This is a genomic window from Paludisphaera rhizosphaerae (assembly GCF_011065895.1).
GTDB lineage: Bacteria > Planctomycetota > Planctomycetia > Isosphaerales > Isosphaeraceae > Paludisphaera > Paludisphaera rhizosphaerae.
Genome location: NZ_JAALCR010000019.1, coordinates 50,568 through 67,217 on the forward strand (window position 1 = coordinate 50,568; position 16,650 = coordinate 67,217).

General features: G+C 67.5%; 14 protein-coding genes. 4 read left to right on the top strand and 10 right to left on the bottom strand.

Going from position 1 to position 16,650, the window contains the following annotated elements; genetic code table 11:
* Positions 1-47 precede the first annotated feature (47 nt).
* Entirely contained in the window at positions 48-1,409 is a 1,362-nt protein-coding gene (locus tag G5C50_RS33050; protein ID WP_165073122.1) for a PepSY domain-containing protein, read from the bottom strand.
* Between the two features lie 128 nt (positions 1,410-1,537).
* Positions 1,538-2,878: a DUF1501 domain-containing protein gene (locus tag G5C50_RS22330; protein ID WP_165073124.1), complete on the bottom strand. Its 1,341-nt coding sequence runs from the start codon at positions 2,876-2,878 to the stop codon at positions 1,538-1,540.
* A 478-nt stretch (positions 2,879-3,356) separates the two neighbouring features.
* Here G5C50_RS22330 and G5C50_RS22335 point away from each other — a divergent pair, with 478 nt between their 5' ends.
* Positions 3,357-4,382 carry a metallophosphoesterase family protein gene (locus G5C50_RS22335; protein ID WP_165073126.1) on the top strand — a complete coding sequence of 342 codons (1,026 nt, stop codon included), beginning with the start codon at positions 3,357-3,359 and terminating at the stop codon, positions 4,380-4,382.
* 186 nt (positions 4,383-4,568) lie between these two features.
* Here the strand turns inward: G5C50_RS22335 and mug are convergent, their stop codons facing one another.
* Positions 4,569-5,177 (bottom strand): G/U mismatch-specific DNA glycosylase, encoded by a 609-nt coding sequence (gene mug, locus G5C50_RS22340; protein WP_165073128.1) that lies wholly within the window; start codon positions 5,175-5,177, stop codon positions 4,569-4,571.
* 170 nt (positions 5,178-5,347) lie between these two features.
* Between mug and G5C50_RS22345 the strand changes: the two genes are divergently transcribed.
* Entirely contained in the window at positions 5,348-6,121 is a 774-nt protein-coding gene (locus G5C50_RS22345) for a class I SAM-dependent methyltransferase (RefSeq protein WP_165073129.1), read from the top strand.
* A gap of 38 nt (positions 6,122-6,159) precedes the next feature.
* On the opposite strand, the gene G5C50_RS22350 is transcribed toward G5C50_RS22345, so the two are convergent.
* The 3 genes from G5C50_RS22350 to G5C50_RS22360 all read right to left on the bottom strand — a co-directional run bounded on the left by G5C50_RS22350 (position 6,160) and on the right by G5C50_RS22360 (position 8,655).
* Complete coding sequence (locus tag G5C50_RS22350; protein ID WP_165073131.1) at positions 6,160-6,972, bottom strand: bestrophin-like domain; 813 nt, start codon at positions 6,970-6,972, stop codon at positions 6,160-6,162.
* Positions 6,973-7,251: 279 nt separating this feature from the next.
* Positions 7,252-7,692: a hypothetical protein gene (locus tag G5C50_RS22355; RefSeq protein ID WP_165073133.1), complete on the bottom strand. Its 441-nt coding sequence runs from the start codon at positions 7,690-7,692 to the stop codon at positions 7,252-7,254.
* 33 nt (positions 7,693-7,725) lie between these two features.
* Positions 7,726-8,655, bottom strand: a complete 930-nt coding sequence (locus G5C50_RS22360; RefSeq protein WP_165073135.1) for a DUF1559 family PulG-like putative transporter — start codon at positions 8,653-8,655, stop codon at positions 7,726-7,728.
* 378 nt (positions 8,656-9,033) lie between these two features.
* Between G5C50_RS22360 and G5C50_RS22365 the strand changes: the two genes are divergently transcribed.
* Positions 9,034-10,638, top strand: coding sequence for a carboxylesterase/lipase family protein (locus tag G5C50_RS22365; RefSeq protein WP_165073136.1), 1,605 nt, complete (start codon positions 9,034-9,036; stop codon positions 10,636-10,638).
* Between the two features lie 21 nt (positions 10,639-10,659).
* On the opposite strand, the gene G5C50_RS22370 is transcribed toward G5C50_RS22365, so the two are convergent.
* The 3 genes from G5C50_RS22370 to G5C50_RS22380 are packed head-to-tail and all read right to left on the bottom strand — an operon-like array spanning position 10,660 to position 13,839.
* Complete coding sequence (locus G5C50_RS22370) at positions 10,660-12,519, bottom strand: Ig-like domain-containing protein (RefSeq protein WP_165073138.1); 1,860 nt, start codon at positions 12,517-12,519, stop codon at positions 10,660-10,662.
* 35 nt (positions 12,520-12,554) lie between these two features.
* Complete coding sequence (locus tag G5C50_RS22375; RefSeq protein ID WP_165073140.1) at positions 12,555-12,902, bottom strand: lipid-A-disaccharide synthase N-terminal domain-containing protein; 348 nt, start codon at positions 12,900-12,902, stop codon at positions 12,555-12,557.
* A gap of 4 nt (positions 12,903-12,906) precedes the next feature.
* Positions 12,907-13,839 (bottom strand): glycosyltransferase, encoded by a 933-nt coding sequence (locus G5C50_RS22380; RefSeq protein ID WP_240907315.1) that lies wholly within the window; start codon positions 13,837-13,839, stop codon positions 12,907-12,909.
* A gap of 468 nt (positions 13,840-14,307) precedes the next feature.
* Here G5C50_RS22380 and G5C50_RS22385 point away from each other — a divergent pair, with 468 nt between their 5' ends.
* Complete coding sequence (locus G5C50_RS22385) at positions 14,308-15,477, top strand: esterase (RefSeq protein WP_165073142.1); 1,170 nt, start codon at positions 14,308-14,310, stop codon at positions 15,475-15,477.
* 200 nt (positions 15,478-15,677) lie between these two features.
* On the opposite strand, the gene G5C50_RS22390 is transcribed toward G5C50_RS22385, so the two are convergent.
* Positions 15,678-16,646 carry a trypsin-like peptidase domain-containing protein gene (locus G5C50_RS22390; RefSeq protein WP_165073144.1) on the bottom strand — a complete coding sequence of 323 codons (969 nt, stop codon included), beginning with the start codon at positions 16,644-16,646 and terminating at the stop codon, positions 15,678-15,680.
* Positions 16,647-16,650 lie beyond the last annotated feature (4 nt).

The following is a 16,650-nucleotide window of genomic DNA, read 5'->3' on the forward strand; positions in this document are numbered from 1 at the left end:
GGGAGGCCGGCGGCGACTTTGGTCGCCGCCGGCTTTGCCTTCGCGGCTTATCGTCCCCCGTTGACGAAGTAGCCGTGCATTCCCACGCCGATCCAGACGGCGGCGGCGGTGCTCAGCGACAGGGCGATCGCCCCGATGCGGCGGGTCCGCTTGATCTGCCACCACATGATGATGCCCGAGAGGCCCCAGAAGACCATCAGGAAGGCCATGCAGTCCACGATCAACGCCCAGATCCAGCGCTGGCCGAACTCCGACGGATAGCCGTGGATCGTGTGCAGCCGGAGCAGGAACCGGCGGGTGGTCAACTCGGCCTGCGAGGCGGGATCGTCGATCGACCGGCCGGCGACGGCGCCGGTCTCCTGGCTCCAGTTCGCCAGCCAGGGACGCCCTTCGGCCTCCATCTGGAACGACAGCGGGGCGACGCGAAGGTCGGCCACCGTGGCCCCAGTCAGGCCGACGCGAGCCAGCACCGTCGGCAGCGCTTCGCGGATCTCCTCCAGCGGCAGGCCGTCGATCGACAGGCCAGTGGTTGCGAAGGGAGCCGGCGGCCCCTCGGCACCCCGTCCTCCAGGACCGCCTTCGCCGCGCCCGCGGCCTCCGAAGCCGCCCTCGCCGCCTCGGCCTCCTTCACCGCGTCCCCGGCCTTCAGCTCCCCCCTCGCCACGTCCGCGTCCCGTGCCGCCCTCGCCGCCGCGTCCTTCGGCTCCCGCTTCGCCGCGGCCGCGGCCCATGCCGCCCTCGCCGCGACCTTCGAAGCCACCCTCGCCGCCGCGTCCCCCTCCGCGACGGGCTCCCTTCGCTTCAGGGCCGCCCATGCCGCCTTCGACGGCCGCGCCGGCGGGGGTCAGTCGGATCATGCCGCCGTTGCCGTCGCCGTCGATGGAGACCGTGTAGAACTTGCCGTCGGCTCCTTTGACGCTCGCGCTCACGCCGCCGCGCTCGAACCGCGCGGCCTCGGGCTTGAGCAGCCGGTACGACGCCCCCTCCTTCTTCGCGTTCAGGGCGGCCACCACCTTCGAGGCGAGTTCAACCGGCGCGGGGAGCTTCTCCAGCGCCGTCCCCTTCATCTGGTCACGGCCGAACTGGATCATCGTCTGATCCGAAAAGGCCCCCGGGTGGTTGAACAGGAAGGCCGTCACCCCGTAAAGCAGCACCCAGGGATACAGCAGCAGCCCCGCATACAGGTGCGACCTCCGCACCACCATCAACGCGTCCCGCCCCCAGGCTCGCGACTTCGCCTCGGGAGCCGCCGCCTCCGCCTGCGCCGCTCGCTCGGCCGCCGCCCGAGCCATCGCCAGCGCCGGACTGACCTTCCTCGGCGACTCTTCTTCCCCGACGCCCTCGACCTCGATCACCTCGCTCGCCTCGTCGACGCTCGGCTCCGCAACCTCGCGGTACGCTTGATCCATGGGGGTCGTCTCAGAATGTTTTCATGGTGGTGTTGAGACTCAGTCTCAGTTGAGGTCTCGACTATATCCGAGCGTGAGGTCCCCGGTCAATCGTTTGGGATGGGGGAATCGGCGGTCGCTCGGGCCTTTCAGATCAGCTCGGCGATCGGCTCGTTCTCGGGGGGGAGGATGTTGACGGGGCGGTTGCCCTTGTCGTGGAGGACGGCGTGGGGGTCGAGGCCGAGGTTGTGGTAGACGGTGGCCAGGACGTCGCGGAAGTGGACGGGGCGAGCGGCGGCGTGGGCTCCGATCTTGTCGGTCGAGCCGATCACCTGGCCGACCTTCATGCCGCCGCCGGCGAGGATCGCCGAGTTCACGGGGGCCCAGTGGTCGCGGCCGGCCTGGGCGTTGATCTTCGGCGTCCGGCCGAACTCGCCCCAGACGACTAGCGTGCAATCGCGGTCGAGGCCCCGCGCGTGGAGGTCCTGCACCAGGGCGGAGACTCCCTGATCGAAGAGCGGCATCACGTTGCGCAGGTGGTTGAAGTTGTTGCCGTGGGTGTCCCAGAAGCCGTATGAGAGGGTCACGCAGCGTGCGCCGGCCTCGACGAGTCGCCGGGCGATGAGGAACTGGTCGTTCCACATGGGGCCGCCGTCGCCCAGGTGCTTGGGCGAGCCGATGCCGTAGCGGGCGCGGAGGGTCGGGTCCTCGCGCTCGACGTCGAGGGCCTTCGCCAGGGCGTCGGACGTGAGCACGTCGAACGCCTGCTTGTAGCACGAGCCCATTCCTTCGACGGCCGAGCCGTCGACGGAGTTGCGAAAGGCGTCGAACCGGCCGAGGAGGTCGCGACGGCCGGCGAAGCGGTCGGGGGCCATGTCGGCGGGAGGTTTCAGGAGGGCCAGATCGTCCCCCTCCATCTTCGCCCCCTTGTGCGACGTGCCGGCCATCCCCGGGCCGGGCGTGTTATAAGGGCGGTGCTGCATCACCGGGGCCAGGTCGACGAACGGCGGGACCACGGGGTTCACCGGCCCCTGGATCTTCGAAACGATCGACCCGAAGTGCGGCCTCCCCTCGCGCTGGGAGATCCCCATGGGGAAGCCGGTCATGCTCTGGAAGCTGGAGTGCTCGTCCACCTGGCCGACCAGCGACCGGATGATCGCGACCTTGTCCATGATCGCGGCCGTGCGGGGCATCAACTCGCTGAGGAAGACGCCGGGGAGGCTCGTCGCGATGGGCTTGAACTCGCCCCGGACGCCTTCGGGGGCGTCGGGCTTGGGGTCGACGGTGTCCTGATGGGCCAGCCCGCCCGTCAGGTAGATCATGATGACCGACTTGCGAGCGTCGAGCGCGGAATCGCCGCGAGCCCCCGCCGCGAACATCTGCGGCAGCGAGAGCCCCCCCATCGCCAGCCCGCCAACCTGGATGAACGAGCGCCGCGACATCCCGTCGCAATACCGCCCTTTCCCGCCCGGTCCCCAGAGAGTCAACATCGACCTCGCCTCCCTCTGTCCGACGATTGTTTAACAACAGTCTAGCGGCCGAACGTCCCCGGAGCAAGCCGGCGCGGTTTGTAAACGACGCCCGTCGGCGCTTTCGGATTCGAGAACAATTCCGGTCCGGAACACGCCCGAGAGCCTGAGATCGATTCGATCCCATTCAGACGTCCCGAATTGAGTCCTCTGGACGGCCGCAGTCGACGGCGTCGAATTCGGTTTTTTCTTGACCGGTGTCGGCGGCGAGAGTGAAATTCCGTTAATCGTTTGATGTTAGTGGTTTTTGGACGTTTTTGGTTCCAGGTCGTTTAACTGATCTCTGTTTGGGGGTTGGATTATGAGCAACCAACGTCGTTTCGGAAATTCTCGTCCGCCCGGAGATCGTCCGCATCCGATTCGACAGGCCCACGCAGGCGGCAACGAACGCTTTTTCAAGCTGCCTGCACCCACGGGGGCCCCGCCCTACCGGATGGACTTGGCCGACGCCATCGGCACGACGAAGACGGACGCCATCACGAGGTCCGGGCGTCTCGTCTTCCACATGGTCGGGGATACGGGCGGCGTCAAGGATCCGGTCCCGCAGACGATCGTGGCGAGCAAGCTGGAGGCTCAGCTTCAGGGGGACGCCGCGTCGCAGACGCCGACCTTCTTCTATCATCTGGGGGACGTGGTCTACTTCAACGGCGAGGCCGGCCAGTATTTCTCCCAGTTCTATCACCCTTACGAATTCTACGACGCGCCGATTCTCGCCATCCCGGGCAACCACGACGGTTTCGCGCTCGATGAGACGCGGGAGCCCTCGCTCGCTGCGTTCATGAGGAACTTTTGCAGCCCATCGCCGGTGATCACGCCTGATAACCAGGACACCGTCCGCCATGCGATGACCCAGCCGAACTGCTATTTCACCCTTGAGGCTCCATTTCTGACGCTGATCGGCCTCTACAGCAACGTGCCGGAAGGCGGCGAGATCCACAAAGATCAGATCGATTGGTTCGTCGACGAGTTGAAGGCCGCCCCCACCGACAAGGCGCTCATCGTGGCCGTGCATCATCCGGTCTTTTCGTTCGACGCGTTCCACAGCGGCAGCGAGAAGATGCGCCAGATCCTCGACGACGCCTTCGCCGCCTCGGGCAGGCATGCCGACGCTGTCTTTACGGGCCACGTCCACAACTATCAGCGGTTCACCAGGCGGGTGGCCGGGCGTGACGTCCCGTACATCGTGGCTGGCGCGGGCGGTTACCACAACCTTCACAGGATGCAGAAAGCCTCCGACGGCGGATCGCTGCAAGTACCGCTCGTCGTACCCGAGGAGCATCTCACGCTCGAGGATTATTTCGACGACCGCTTTGGTTTCCTCAAGGTGATGGTCGACGCCCAGAACCTCTCCGCGGAATACTACACGGTTCCGCGCCCGCAAGAGGCGTGGAGCCATCCCGAAGATCGCTACGATTCGTTCACCCTGGATTGGAAGAACGGTCGTCTCGTCCCTCGGCATCCCTGAGGTCGACGCTGGCTGTCGCCGGTTTGCTCGTCGCCGACTGCTGGCGCCGTTCGCGACGATCCGGCAGACGGCTTGAGCGCACCCGGGGGGAACAAGGCGTCGAGGGACAGCCGGTGGGGCCGTCATCGAGGCCTTGATCCGCGCGCGTCCGGGAGGGGTGCGTCAACCACGAGTCCGGCTGGATCGTCACTCGCGCGGTACGGGCCCTGGCTCGTCCGGGGATTCGACCGCGCGCTTGAGTCGGCCGAAGGCATGAGCCAGGTCCGGGAGTTGATAGTGGGCGTTGAGCCCGCTGGGGTTGGGCAGCACCCAGAGCCGTGCGCCGGCGAGTGCGTCCGGCTGTCGCCCGAGGGTTGCATGTCGGCGACCGAACGCCGATCGATAGGCCGTCACCCCCAGCACCGCGACGAAGGCCGGATGGTATCGCCGGATCTTCGCCTCCAGAATCTCGCCCCCTGCGACGAGTTCCTCGGTGGTTAGCTCGTCGGCCGCGGCGGTCGCCCGGGCCACGAGGTTCGTGATCCCCAGGCCGAGGCCGAGCAACTGGCGCTGTTCGGAGGGATGCAGGAGCCGGTCGGTGAAGCCGGCCGCGTGCAGGGTCGGCCAGAAGCGGTTGCCCGGACGGGCGAAGTGGTGGCCGACCGCCGCGGAGTAAAGGCTGGGATTGATCCCGCAGAACAGGATGTCCAGGTCCGGCGCGATCAGGTCGGGCAACGTCTTGCCGTACGCCGCCGCGACTTCCTCTCGCGTCGGCCGTCCGTCCCTCGGTTTCGACCCGTCTGACCTCGCGGGCATCTCCGATTCCCCAATCAGAAAGGCGATGGGCGTCAATCCAGGGAGGAAGCCGCGCCCGCGGGCGACGCTTCCCCTGACGTCCTCGTCGGCGCGAGCGTCGGCCGGGAGTAAGATCGATCATGACGACGCGATCGATCGTTGGGGAGGGTTGGCCAGGAAGGAGCACGCCGATGTCGAAGGAAGACCCGATCCATCGCGCGGCCGCCGAGGGCTTCGCCCAGGGGGCGGAGGCTTACATGCGAGGGCGGCCGGATTACCCGGCGGAGGTCGTCGGCTGGCTCCGGGATCGGCTGAGGCTCGGTCCGGAGGCGACCGTCGTGGAGCTGGGGGCGGGGACGGGGAAATTCACCCCGCGCCTGCTGGAGACGGGCGCGAAGGTGGTCGCCGTCGAGCCGGTCGCGCCCATGCTCGCGAAGTTGACCGCCGCGTGGCCGCAAGTTGAGGCTCGCAGCGGGTCGGCGACCTCGATCCCGCTCGGCGACGAATCGGCCGACGCCGTCGTCTGCGCCCAGTCGTTCCACTGGTTCGCGACGCCGGAGGCGCTGGCGGAGATTCGCCGCGTCCTCAAGCCGGGGGGACGGCTCGGGCTGGTCTGGAACGTCAAGGACTCCCGCGTCGACTGGGTGGCGAAACTCGATCGGATCGTCGAACGCCACGAGGGAGGCGCACCTCAGTATCGGACCGGCGCGTGGCGCAGGGCCTTCCCGGCGCGGGGATTCGGCCCCCTGCATGAGGACCGCTTCCCCCACGGCCATACCGGGCCTCCCGAGGTCGTCGTCCTGGATCGCGTGCGGTCGACCAGCTACATCGCCGCCCTCCCCTCCAAGGAGCGGGCGAAGGTCGAAGACGAGGTGCGAGCCTTGATCGCGGAAGAGTTCCCCAACGCGGAACGGGTGGCCGTCCCCTACGAAACGAACGCCTTCTGGACCGAGAAAGGGGAGTGAGCCGCGTCAAGGCGGTCGAAGGGTCGACGGTCCGACCGCTACGGGTTTGCGCCCTCGCCGATCGGCCTGGACGACATCACGTCGGAGACGAGCCGGAAGGGATCCGCCGAGAGGGCTTGCGGCCCGCGCAGGGGACGGTCGAGCACGACGATCAGGCCGATCACCGTGGCGATGAAGAAGGCGAGGATCCCCCCGAGCAAAAGGACGTTCATGAATCGAAGGTCGAACAGGTAGATGAACAGGATGTTGATCGCGGCGCCGATGATCACCACGTACCACAGCACGCCCGGCAGCCCGATCGTCACGCTGTAGAGCCGCGTGCGGCGGAAGCTCCTGGCGACCTCCAGAAGGTCCAGGACCTTCTCGTGCAGGATCGTCTCACGCTCGTTCGTCGGCGTGAAGGTGCGGAGCCGCTTCAAGAGCTTGCGAAGAGCGTTGGATCCGGCCGTGGGGATGCGGCCCGCCTGCTGTTCGGGCCAGTCCTCTTCGATGGTGACCCGGAGGTACTCCTGAAGGTCGCTCTTGATGTTGGAGGCGAGCTCGACCGGATAGACGTCCTCGAATTCATCGAGGAGCCCCGCCCATGTGAGGGCCTCGCCGGCGACGCTGTCGCCGACGTCGGAACGGTTCTGATAGGCGGCCACGGCGAGAAGTCCGAGAAGCAACCCGTAGAAGACGCCGAAGCACGAAAGCGCCGCACTGACGAGCCCGTTCCACTCCGGCTGCTTGAGAGCGAGGAGCCGCAGGAGCGGCCGGATCAGAATCGCTCCCAGCCAGGTTCCCCCAACGAACACCACCATCATCAGGAGCATGATCGTCCCGACGTGATGGTCGAACAGCCAGTCTGGCATCGCTGCGGGTCCTGCATGCGGATCGAGCCGCGTCGCCGTCGGGCACCCTCGCCGTTGGCCGGGCACCTAAGGGAGAGTAACGCCGAGGCGGCGAGGAGTCCATGCCCCGCCCGAAGTCGTCGTCCTGGATCGTGGGGACGGACCGGCGGTCGGGTCGCGATGCGGTCTCCGATCACAGAGAAGCAGGCTCCCAAAGTGAATCAGACGACCGCCCCTTGCGAGACGGCCGTCCGATGGACCGAGGGGGAAGGCGATGCAGCGTCGACGGCCGCGGGGCGGTCACTTCAGGTTGATTTCGATCGGCGTCTGCCCCTTGGCGACGGTCGCCTCCACGCCTGAGGTCGCGGCGTCGCTGTACTTCTTGGGGACGAGGTCCTTGGTCGGCTTGTAGCCGGGAGAGGAGCCCGGCATCACGTCGACCGGCTGGTTGTTGGCGACGACTCGCACCCGGTGGTGGCCGAGCACGGCTCCGTCGCCCTCTCCGAAGGTGCTCAGGCCGAAGGTGCCGTCGGATTTGATGGCGCCCGACGCCGTGTGACCGCCGTCGGAGACGAAGCTGATCGTCCCGGAGTCCAGCGGCTTGCCCTTGTAAGAGACGGTGCCCGTGACGGGGGTCGTCTCGGGATGTTCGACGTCGGTCCCGCCGCAGCCCGGCCCCGCCGCGAGGCCGAGAGAGCATGCGATGGCGAACGCGACGGGCCTGCGCCATTTCGCTTTCATCGTGGTGGTCCTCGTGAGGATCGGCGTCCCGGGTCAGTAAGCGTCGGAGCTGACGACCTCGCCGGCCGCCCTCGTGGAGAGCGCCCAGTAGACGGGAGGCGCGATCGACTCTTTGAGGAATCGGACGGAGCCGTCGGCGAAGCCCACGTTGATGCCGCCGGGGTGCTTGCTTCGGAAACCGAAGCAGTAGGCCCAGTTCGCGCGATCGAGGTTCGCCTTCTGGTTCATCGGGATGCTGGTGACGGCCACCGACGAGTTGCTCTCGGACCAGGCGTTCCAGTTGCAGGTGTTGGGGAGGGCTTCTCCGGCGAGCATCGTGTTGCTTGTACCGTCGACGACGCCCGCGATGGTGACGGCCATCTGGGCCCGCCAGAACATGCCTCGGGCCGTCGGCTGGCCGTTGACGAGGTCGCCCAGCGTGGCCGCCGCGCCGGGGTAGGCGCTCGTCATGTTGTCGCCCAGGTTCCCCTTGTAGCAGGTGCCGCCGATCCACCACAGCTTCATCTCGGCCCCGATCGTGCCGGCGTAGCCGTTCCAGTCGGACTGGCCCTGTTGCACGGCCGGTCCATCGTAGCTGGGGCAGATGTACGAGGAGATCTGCAGGGCCATCACCGTCGTGTTGTTGAACGAGTAGGCGGCCCGGTCGGCGGCGAAGTTGTACGCGTTGAAGGCCTGCATCTGCTCGATCTGCGGCAGGATCTGAACCATCCAGCTCGTCCGATAGTCGGAGTTGCCGAACCAGTTCGGGACGCCGCCGATCTGCGTCGGGAACACCCCGTTGACGTCCTCGTAATTGTGGCAGGCCAGGCCGATCTGCTTGAGGTTGTTGACGCACTGGGCCCTGCGGGCGGCCTCGCGCGCCGCCTGAACCGCGGGGAGCAACAAGGCGATGAGCACGGCGATGATCGCGATCACCACCAACAACTCGATGAGCGTGAAGGCGCGACGACGGTTACGCAACATGGCACGACCCTGCTGGTGAAGTGAGGTGAGGAAGTGGCAGATGTGATGTTCTTTAATAAATCCTCTGGTCCAGGTGTGCAAGGAAAAAGATGCATGAATCCCATGGATTTCGCGAGAGCCATGGATCGCGGCGATTGGCGCGCGATTCGCTTTGTCGGCCCGGGAAAACGAAAAAGTTAAGAATCCAGATGTAAGTGGTAAGCGATTCGTCATGGTCGCTCCCTGCTCATCAGTCATGCTGCCCGTTCCTGGCTGGTAAGTGCATACAATGGCGATGGTTGGGCGGCGCGCACTCTCGCGTGGTCGTGGCGGCGGCGTCCGCCGCGTGGTAACTTCCGGAGTGCGTCGATCGGGGACGGAGGACGACGGGAGGGGCCCATGCGAAGTCGAGTGGCGAGGATCGGCTCGGCGTTGGCGATCATCGGATTCATCGGAGCGGCCGCGGCGGACGATCGGGTGCAGACGAAGCTGGGGACCGTCGAGGGGACGACGCGGCCGAACGGCGTTCGGGCGTTCCTGGGGATCCCGTTCGCCGAGCCTCCCCTGGGCGACCTGCGCTGGAAGCCTCCTCAGCCGGCGAAGCCGTGGGAAGGCGTTCGATCGGCCAGGGCGTTCGCGCCGGCGCCGGTCCAGAACCGGGGCGTCGCCCTGATCACCGGGGCCTCCAATCTCAGCGAAGATTGCTTGTACTTGAACGTGTGGACGCCTGCGAAGGACTCCGGCGACAGGCTGCCGGTGATGGTCTGGATCTACGGCGGGGCGTTCATGATGGGGGCCACGAGCACGCCGGCCTACGAGGGCGCGCGGCTGGCCGAGAAGGGGGTCGTGGTCGTCTCGGTCGCCTATCGCGTGGGGCCGCTGGGGTTCCTGGCGCATCCGGATCTGAGCAAGGAGGCCGGCGGCGTCTCAGGCAACTACGGGCTCCGCGATCAGGTCGCCGGGCTGGAGTGGGTCCGCGACAACATCGAGGCCTTCGGCGGCGACCCCAAGAACGTGACGATCTTCGGCGAATCGGCCGGGGGGATCTCGGTCAGCATGCTGGCGGCCTCGCCGAAGGCCCGAGGGCTGTTTCACCGGGCGATCTCGCAGAGCGGCGGCTCGTTCGGCCCCCCCAAGTCGGCGAACGAGGGAGGCCAGAACGGCCGTCCGCTGCGGCTGGCCGAGTCCGAGGGCGTCCGCTACCTCGAAGACCTGGAGGTCGCCGACCTCGCCGCCGCGCGGGCCTTGCCGGCGGCCGATCTCCTGAAACTCCAGCGCTGGTGGTGGCCGAACTTCGACGGCGACGTCCTCCCCGGCGACCAGTACGAGCTGTACCGCGCGGGCAAGTTCAACGACACGCCCGTCCTGGTCGGCTGGAACTCCGACGAAGGGGCGATGTTCGTCCAGCCCAACGGACCGGCGACGACCCCCGAGGGCTTCGCGGCGGTCGTCCGAGCCGGCTACGGCGAGCACGCCGACCGCATCCTGTCCGCCTATCCCCACGCCAACGCCGATGAGGCTTTCCGATCGGCCAAGGCTCTGTTCCGCGACGCCGCCTTCGGCTGGCACACCTGGACCTGGGCCCGGCTCCAATCCGAGAAGGGGGACGGCAAGGCGTTCGTCTACTACTTCGACCTGCACGCCCCGGGTGCCGACGGGGCCTCGCACGCGGCGGAGATCCCCTTCGTCTTCCGTCGCCTGAACATCCTGGGCGGCCTCCTGCGCAAGACCCGTCCCGAGGACGAGGCCGCGTCCGATCTGATGAGCGACTACTGGGTCCAGTTCGCCAGGACTGGAGACCCCAACCGCCCCGGTCTTCCTCGGTGGCCCGCCTTTGACGCGGCCGACGCCAAGCTCATGACCTTCGACGCGACCCCATCCGCCCGAGGCGTCCCGAACGTGCCCCAGTTGGAGGCGCTTGAGGCTTATTACGCCTGGCGTCGCGAACGGGCTCGCAAGCCGAAAGCCGCCGCGCCCGTCGGAGCCGTTCCGGCCACGCCGTGAGTCGTGGTCCGATCCCGTCGATCACGTCCGCGGGTCGCCGCCGATCCAGAAGCGGCCCATCGGGGTCATGGAGACGATGGCGTAGGCCGGGCGGGTGTGGTGGTCGGGGGAGTAGGCCATGGCGACGGCTCGGTAGCGGCCGTTGGCGAGGGCCTGGTCGGTGGAGACGCTCCAGTGGCCGGTGGCGTCGGCTGTGACGACGTCGTAGACGTTGATCCTGGTCAGGTCGGACGTCGGGCCGATGTAGACGCGGACCTTGGCGTTGGGGGCGGCCGTTCCGGAGAACGTCGGCGAGTCTCCCTGAACGACCATGTCCGGGCCGAAGTTCTCAAGCTGCCGCTGGCCGCTGGCGGTGGTCGGCGTGTAGGTCGAAGGGGTCCCGTTGGTCAGGTTCCCTTCCGTCGCCAGGTCGTAGACCAGCGGCGTCTGATCGGCGAGCGTCGTCGCGATGAAGTTCCGATACCAGAGGGCCACGCCCGTCACGCCGCTGTGGGTGGCGTTGGTCGCCGTCAGGTTGTAGTAGTGGATCGGCGAATCGCTCTGGTTGGGGATTGGAACCTGTCCCCAGAGGTTGTAGCCGCTGGCTGTGATCTTGGTCACGTCCTGAATCTTGGTGTGCTGGTAGAAGACCTCGGCCTCGTCGACGTCGGCCGGGACGGTCACGGTCGGGTCCTTGGCCCGAGCCTGGTAGTTGTTCACGATCATCCGCGCCAGGACGCCGACCGGGTTGCTGGCGGTGCTCATCTGGCCGGGGACGTAGTTGTTGGCCGCGTGGGGGTCCAGCATCGTGTCCTTGATCCAGCCCCCCTTGAGCTGCGCCGGGGCGTCCTTTTCAAGCTGCTGGAGCGCGACCATGTTGACCACGGTCCCCTGGCTGTGGCCGACCATGTGGAGGTCGACCACCGTGTCGGCGGGAAGCTGATCGAGGATCTTCTCGATCTGGTTGGCCAGCTTGAAGCCCTGGGGCGCGGCGTGCCCCGGCTGGTTGCTTTCGTCGATCCAGTTGAACGGGATGACGGCGTCGTAGCCCCCCTGCTCCATCAGTTTGCCGATCTGGAGCTGCCAAGGCGCGCCGTAGGTCCAGCTCTGGTTGATGATGCCGCCGTGCGAGACCACGCCGATGGTGAACTTGCGGAACTCGGCCGTGCGCGTCGGGTCGGTGGTCGCGCCGGCGGTATATTCCGGATTCGAGACGACCAGCACGTAGGGCCTGGCCGGGTCGATCGTCAGGCCGTCGTCGACGGGGATCGTCAGGTCGTGCTCGCCGACCGTCTTGGCCGAGTCGGGCGCCGTATAGGTCGTGACGAGTTGGTCGGACGCGTCGAAGGTGGGGTCGGCCGATCGGTAGACGCCGAACGTCAGGCCGGCGGCGGGCTCCGTGGCCTTGTAGTGGATTGTGACCGACTTCGAGTCCGTGGTTGTGGCCGATTGCATCTCGACCGCCGAGGCCGCCACAACCTGCTTGGCCGGCTGGCTCGTCGCCGAGGCCGTCGCGGACGCCGTGGCCGTCGCGACGGCCGGGATCGCCGCGGCGATTTCGGATGCGGTCGTTGACGCCTGGGTCGTGACCGAGGAGATCGCCGCGCGCAGGGCGGCCGTCGCCGAGGCCGCCTCGGCCTTCAACGTCGTCGCGGAATCGGTTGCGCTTGCGGACGAGGACGAGGACGAGGACGAAGATGTCTCGGCGCTCCTCATGGTGGCCGGGTCCTCGGCGGTCCACGAGGAGGTTTCAGCGGGCGCGAGGGTGGGGCTCACCTGGGCCAGCAGCGCCGAGGCCGTCGAGAGGGCCAGCCGGGTTTCCAGCGCCTCGGGCGAACCAGGGCGCAGGGACGAAGAACGTCGCCGGCCTATTTCTCGATCGTTTCTCAGGAACGCGAACATCGACGGACACTCCCCAGGATCGGGTCGGACGCTGGTCAGCCCCGCGAGACGGCCGGCTCGGGCTCGGCTGCGTCGACGCGGAGGTGGGGCGGCGGGACGGCGGCCCGCTTCGGGGCGTTGCGGCCCCTCGACCCGATCATCAGGTTTCGTATGTAGATGAAAACGCCCATCGACTGGCCCACGGCGAAGACCGGATCGCCGCGGGAGATTGCGTAGAAGAGAAGCGCGACCGCCCCGATGATGCTCAACCACCAGAAGGCGGCGGGGACCACCACGGCGCCCTCGCGCTCGGACGCCAGCCACTGCACGAGGAACCGCGCGGTGAAGACCCCCTGCCCCACGAAGCCGACGACCAGCCAGAAGTGCGTAGATGACAGGGACATGACCTCAGCCGGCCCTCCGGCCGGCGACCTGCCGGGAGGGGACGGCCGCGACCGCCGATTCGCCCGACGCGACGTTCGGGTCGACGCCTCGGGGCTCGAAGGCGTCGTAACGGACCGAGCGCCGCATCAGCCAGGCGACGCCCAGCAGGTCGACGACCACGCCGAACGATCGGTTGCGGAAGTTGTAGTGCGACGCCCCGTGCGGCCGGGCGCGATGGTTCACGGGGACCTGAACGATCCGGGCCCCTTCGCGGAGCAGGAGCGGACCCAGGAACCGGTGCGATCCCCGGAACATCGGCAGCCGCAGGGCCAGGTCGCGGCGGAAGATGCGGGTCGAACAGCCGGTGTCGCGGACGTCCTGCCCGAGCGCCGCGTTGCGGACCCGGTTGGCCCATCGACTGACGATCCGGCGGCTCCATTTATCCTGACGCTCGCGACGCCAGCCCAGGGCGGCGTCGTGGCCGGGGATCGCCCGCCAGAGGGTCGCCAGGTCGGCCGGGTCGTTTTGCAGGTCGGCGTCGAGGGTGGCGATCCACTCGCCCCTCGCGGCGCGAAAGCCGGCGGCGGTGGCGGCGGATTGGCCGACGTTGGCTCGCAGGCGGATCGGCCGAAGCTCCGGGAAGTCGACCTCCAGCCCGCGGAGGACGGCCGGCGTGTCGTCGGTCGATCCGTCGTCGATCACGAGGATCTCGAAGCCTCCCAGCCGCGTGCCGCGGGGCTCGCCGTCGGCGCAGAGCGGCCGGAGCGCGGCGGCGACCTCGGCCGCAAGCCGGGGGAGGCTCGCGGCCTCGTTCTTGGCCGGCGCGATCACGGAGAGGACCGGCGGCGGGCCTGACGGGCCGTCGAGGGATTCAGGCGCGTCCAGCCGCCACGTCCTGGCGGCAGCCTGGCCTGACTGGGCGGCGAAATGCGGCCGTCCCGAGGGAATCGGCGTCACGGCGAACCTCCTTGCTCGTCCGAGCGACCGCCCTGATGTTCGTGACGAACCGGGGGCGAAGTGGACCGGCGGACCGGGCTTATGAGCATCCCTGCTCTACCCTCTCGCCGCCGAGCGAGCCGGTTCGTTCTCAGAACGAGATCGATTCCGGCGGTCGGCATTCTCCACGGATTCCCCGATTCGTCCAGGCTGAATTTCGGGGTTGAAACGGTTTGAGCGGTTCGCCGGAAATACGGCGCGAACGTCGGGAAATAACGATCACGGCGCTGGCGCCAAACCCACCAACGCTCCGCCAGCCCAGCGATTCCACCGTCAGGAGCACCGAGGGCCTTATTCGGAAGACCGAACTGCCACCGAGGGCCTTCCTGACGGCCACTTCCCGATGGCCGGCCGCACGGCTAGGATCTGGCTCGGGTGGGCCGGCTTCGTCCCGCCATCCCCCTTCCTGGAACGTTGAGGAGCTTCGTGATGAGAAAGTGGGTCCTCTCGGCCTTGCTCTTCGTCGCGGCGACACTGGCGTGGCATCCTGCGGCACGGTCCCAGGAGCGTCCGGCTCGGCCTCCGGAGTTCGTCTCGCCCGAGGTCACGTCGGAGAAGAAGGTGACGTTCCGCGTGCACGCTCCGAAGGCCGAAGCGGTCCGGCTCACCGGCGGCGACATGCCCGGCGTGGGCGGGGGCGTGAACATGACGAAGTCCGACGCCGGCGTCTGGGAGGCGACCGTCGGCCCGGTCCCCCCCGGTGCCTATCGCTACAAGTTCCTCGTCGACGGACTGGCCGTGGACGACCCCCGCAACCCCGCGACGAGCGAGTCCAACGCGACGACCTGGAGCCTCGCCTACGTCCCCGGCTCCGACTCATCGGACGCGAAGGAGGTCCCTCACGGCGCGGTGGCCGAGGTCTTCTATCCATCTTCGACGCTCAAGCGGATGCGTCGGATGCACGTCTACACGCCGCCGGGGTACGAGAAGGGGAACGCTTCTTACCCCGTGTTCTACCTGCTCCACGGCGCGTCCGACAGCGACGACTCATGGACCACGGTCGGCCGGGCCGGCTTCATCCTGGACAACCTGATCGCCGAGGGCAAGGCGAAGCCCATGATCGTGGTGATGCCCGCGGGCCATACCGGGCCCATGCGCCCCCGGCCGCAGGCGGGCTCTCCCGAGCGCCGGGTCGACGAGTTCATCGACGAGTTCGCCAAGGACATTCGCCCGTACGTGGAGAAGACCTACCGCACCGCCGAAGGCCGGGGCAACCGCGCGATCGCCGGGCTGTCGATGGGGGGCGGTCAGACGCTCAACGTGACGGTCACGAACCTGGGCGACTACGGCTACATCGGCGTGTTCAGCTCGGGCGTCTTCGGCATCGTCGGCGGCCGTGACGGCGGCGAGCCCAACACCCGATGGGAGGACGACCACCGCGCGACCCTGGACGACGCTGGGCTTAAGCAGGGCCTGCGCCTGGTCTGGTTCGGCTGCGGCAAGGAGGATTTCCTGGTGAAGACCTCCGAGGCGACCGCCGCCATGCTCCGCAACCACAAGTTCGACGTGACGTCCGTCGATTCCGACGGCGGCCACACCTGGGCCAACTGGCGCGCCTACCTCGCCCAGTTCGCCCCGCTCCTGTTCAGGGGCGAATGACCTCGAGGCGGAATGCGGTCTGAATGATCGAACAGGGGAAAATCGGTGTTGGGAAAGTCGAGTAGGGTGGGCATTGCTCATGTCCGAATCCCTTGGCGGACATGGGCTTGAGGAAAGGTGGGCGGTGCCCGCCCAGCTCGGCTGCCGGCCCGATCTTCCAGATCAGGTCGTCCGTGGCGGCACCGATGACGCCCGGCCTTCTATCTACCGATGAACGAAGCTAGGATCCCCTCGTTCACGAACAACTTCGTCCCAAGCGCATTGGCCACCAGGTTACCACCGGCGTGGTGGAGGGCGACCACCTTCCAGGCGTCGTTGAAGACGGGCGAGCCGCTCGAACCTGGCAGGGTGTCGGTCGTGTATTGGAGTCGGTGGTCGAAGATGTTCACTACCTGATTGGCAGTCAAGGCAACCTGCTTCGGGCCGCCCGCCGGGTGCTGGACGATCGTGACGTGGTCGCCCACCTTCGGCGGCGTCGTCGCCCACTCCAGTTGCCCCCAATCGCCGAGGGGTCGCGCCGGGTCGTCTACGACCTCAACGATGCACCAGTCTAGTTCCTCGTTCACTCGGGTGGTCTCCGGCCTGAGCCGATAGGGTGCGAGGGCCTGGAGCCGCCCACCGAAGTCTTCCTCGAAATTGAACTCGATCCGGCTCTCGGCGGCGGTCCGGGCATCGGGGATGACGTGGTGATTGGTCACCATGATGTTCCCCGCGAGCAGGAACCCGCTGCCCATCCCATGCGGGGTCACGACCCGTCCTACAGCCTTCGACGCCTGTAACCCCCGTTGCAGCCAGGCGATGCTCTTGAGGTGGCTGACGGCGCCTAGGATCTTCTCCAGGCCGCCTGCGTCCGGCACTGGGGCCGAGATAGGCTCGATCGGGAACGGCCGCACCGTCGCCCGCGAATCGACCACGTCGATGAACTCCAAGACTCGATCTTTGAGCCGAGCGCGGCTGACCGAGGCGTCATCGCCGGAGATCAGCCCCTGCCGCTCCTTCTGCCGGATGTCGTTCAGGGAGGAAATATGGAGGATGCATTCATGAAGCAGACGACGATCCGGCACCGACTTGATCCAGCTCTTCAACTGGTCCAAGGCCACGTCGAGCCGTCCCTCTTCCACGAGATCGCGCAGCGAATCGAAAAAGTCCCGCCCATCGATCAGGCTCATTGAC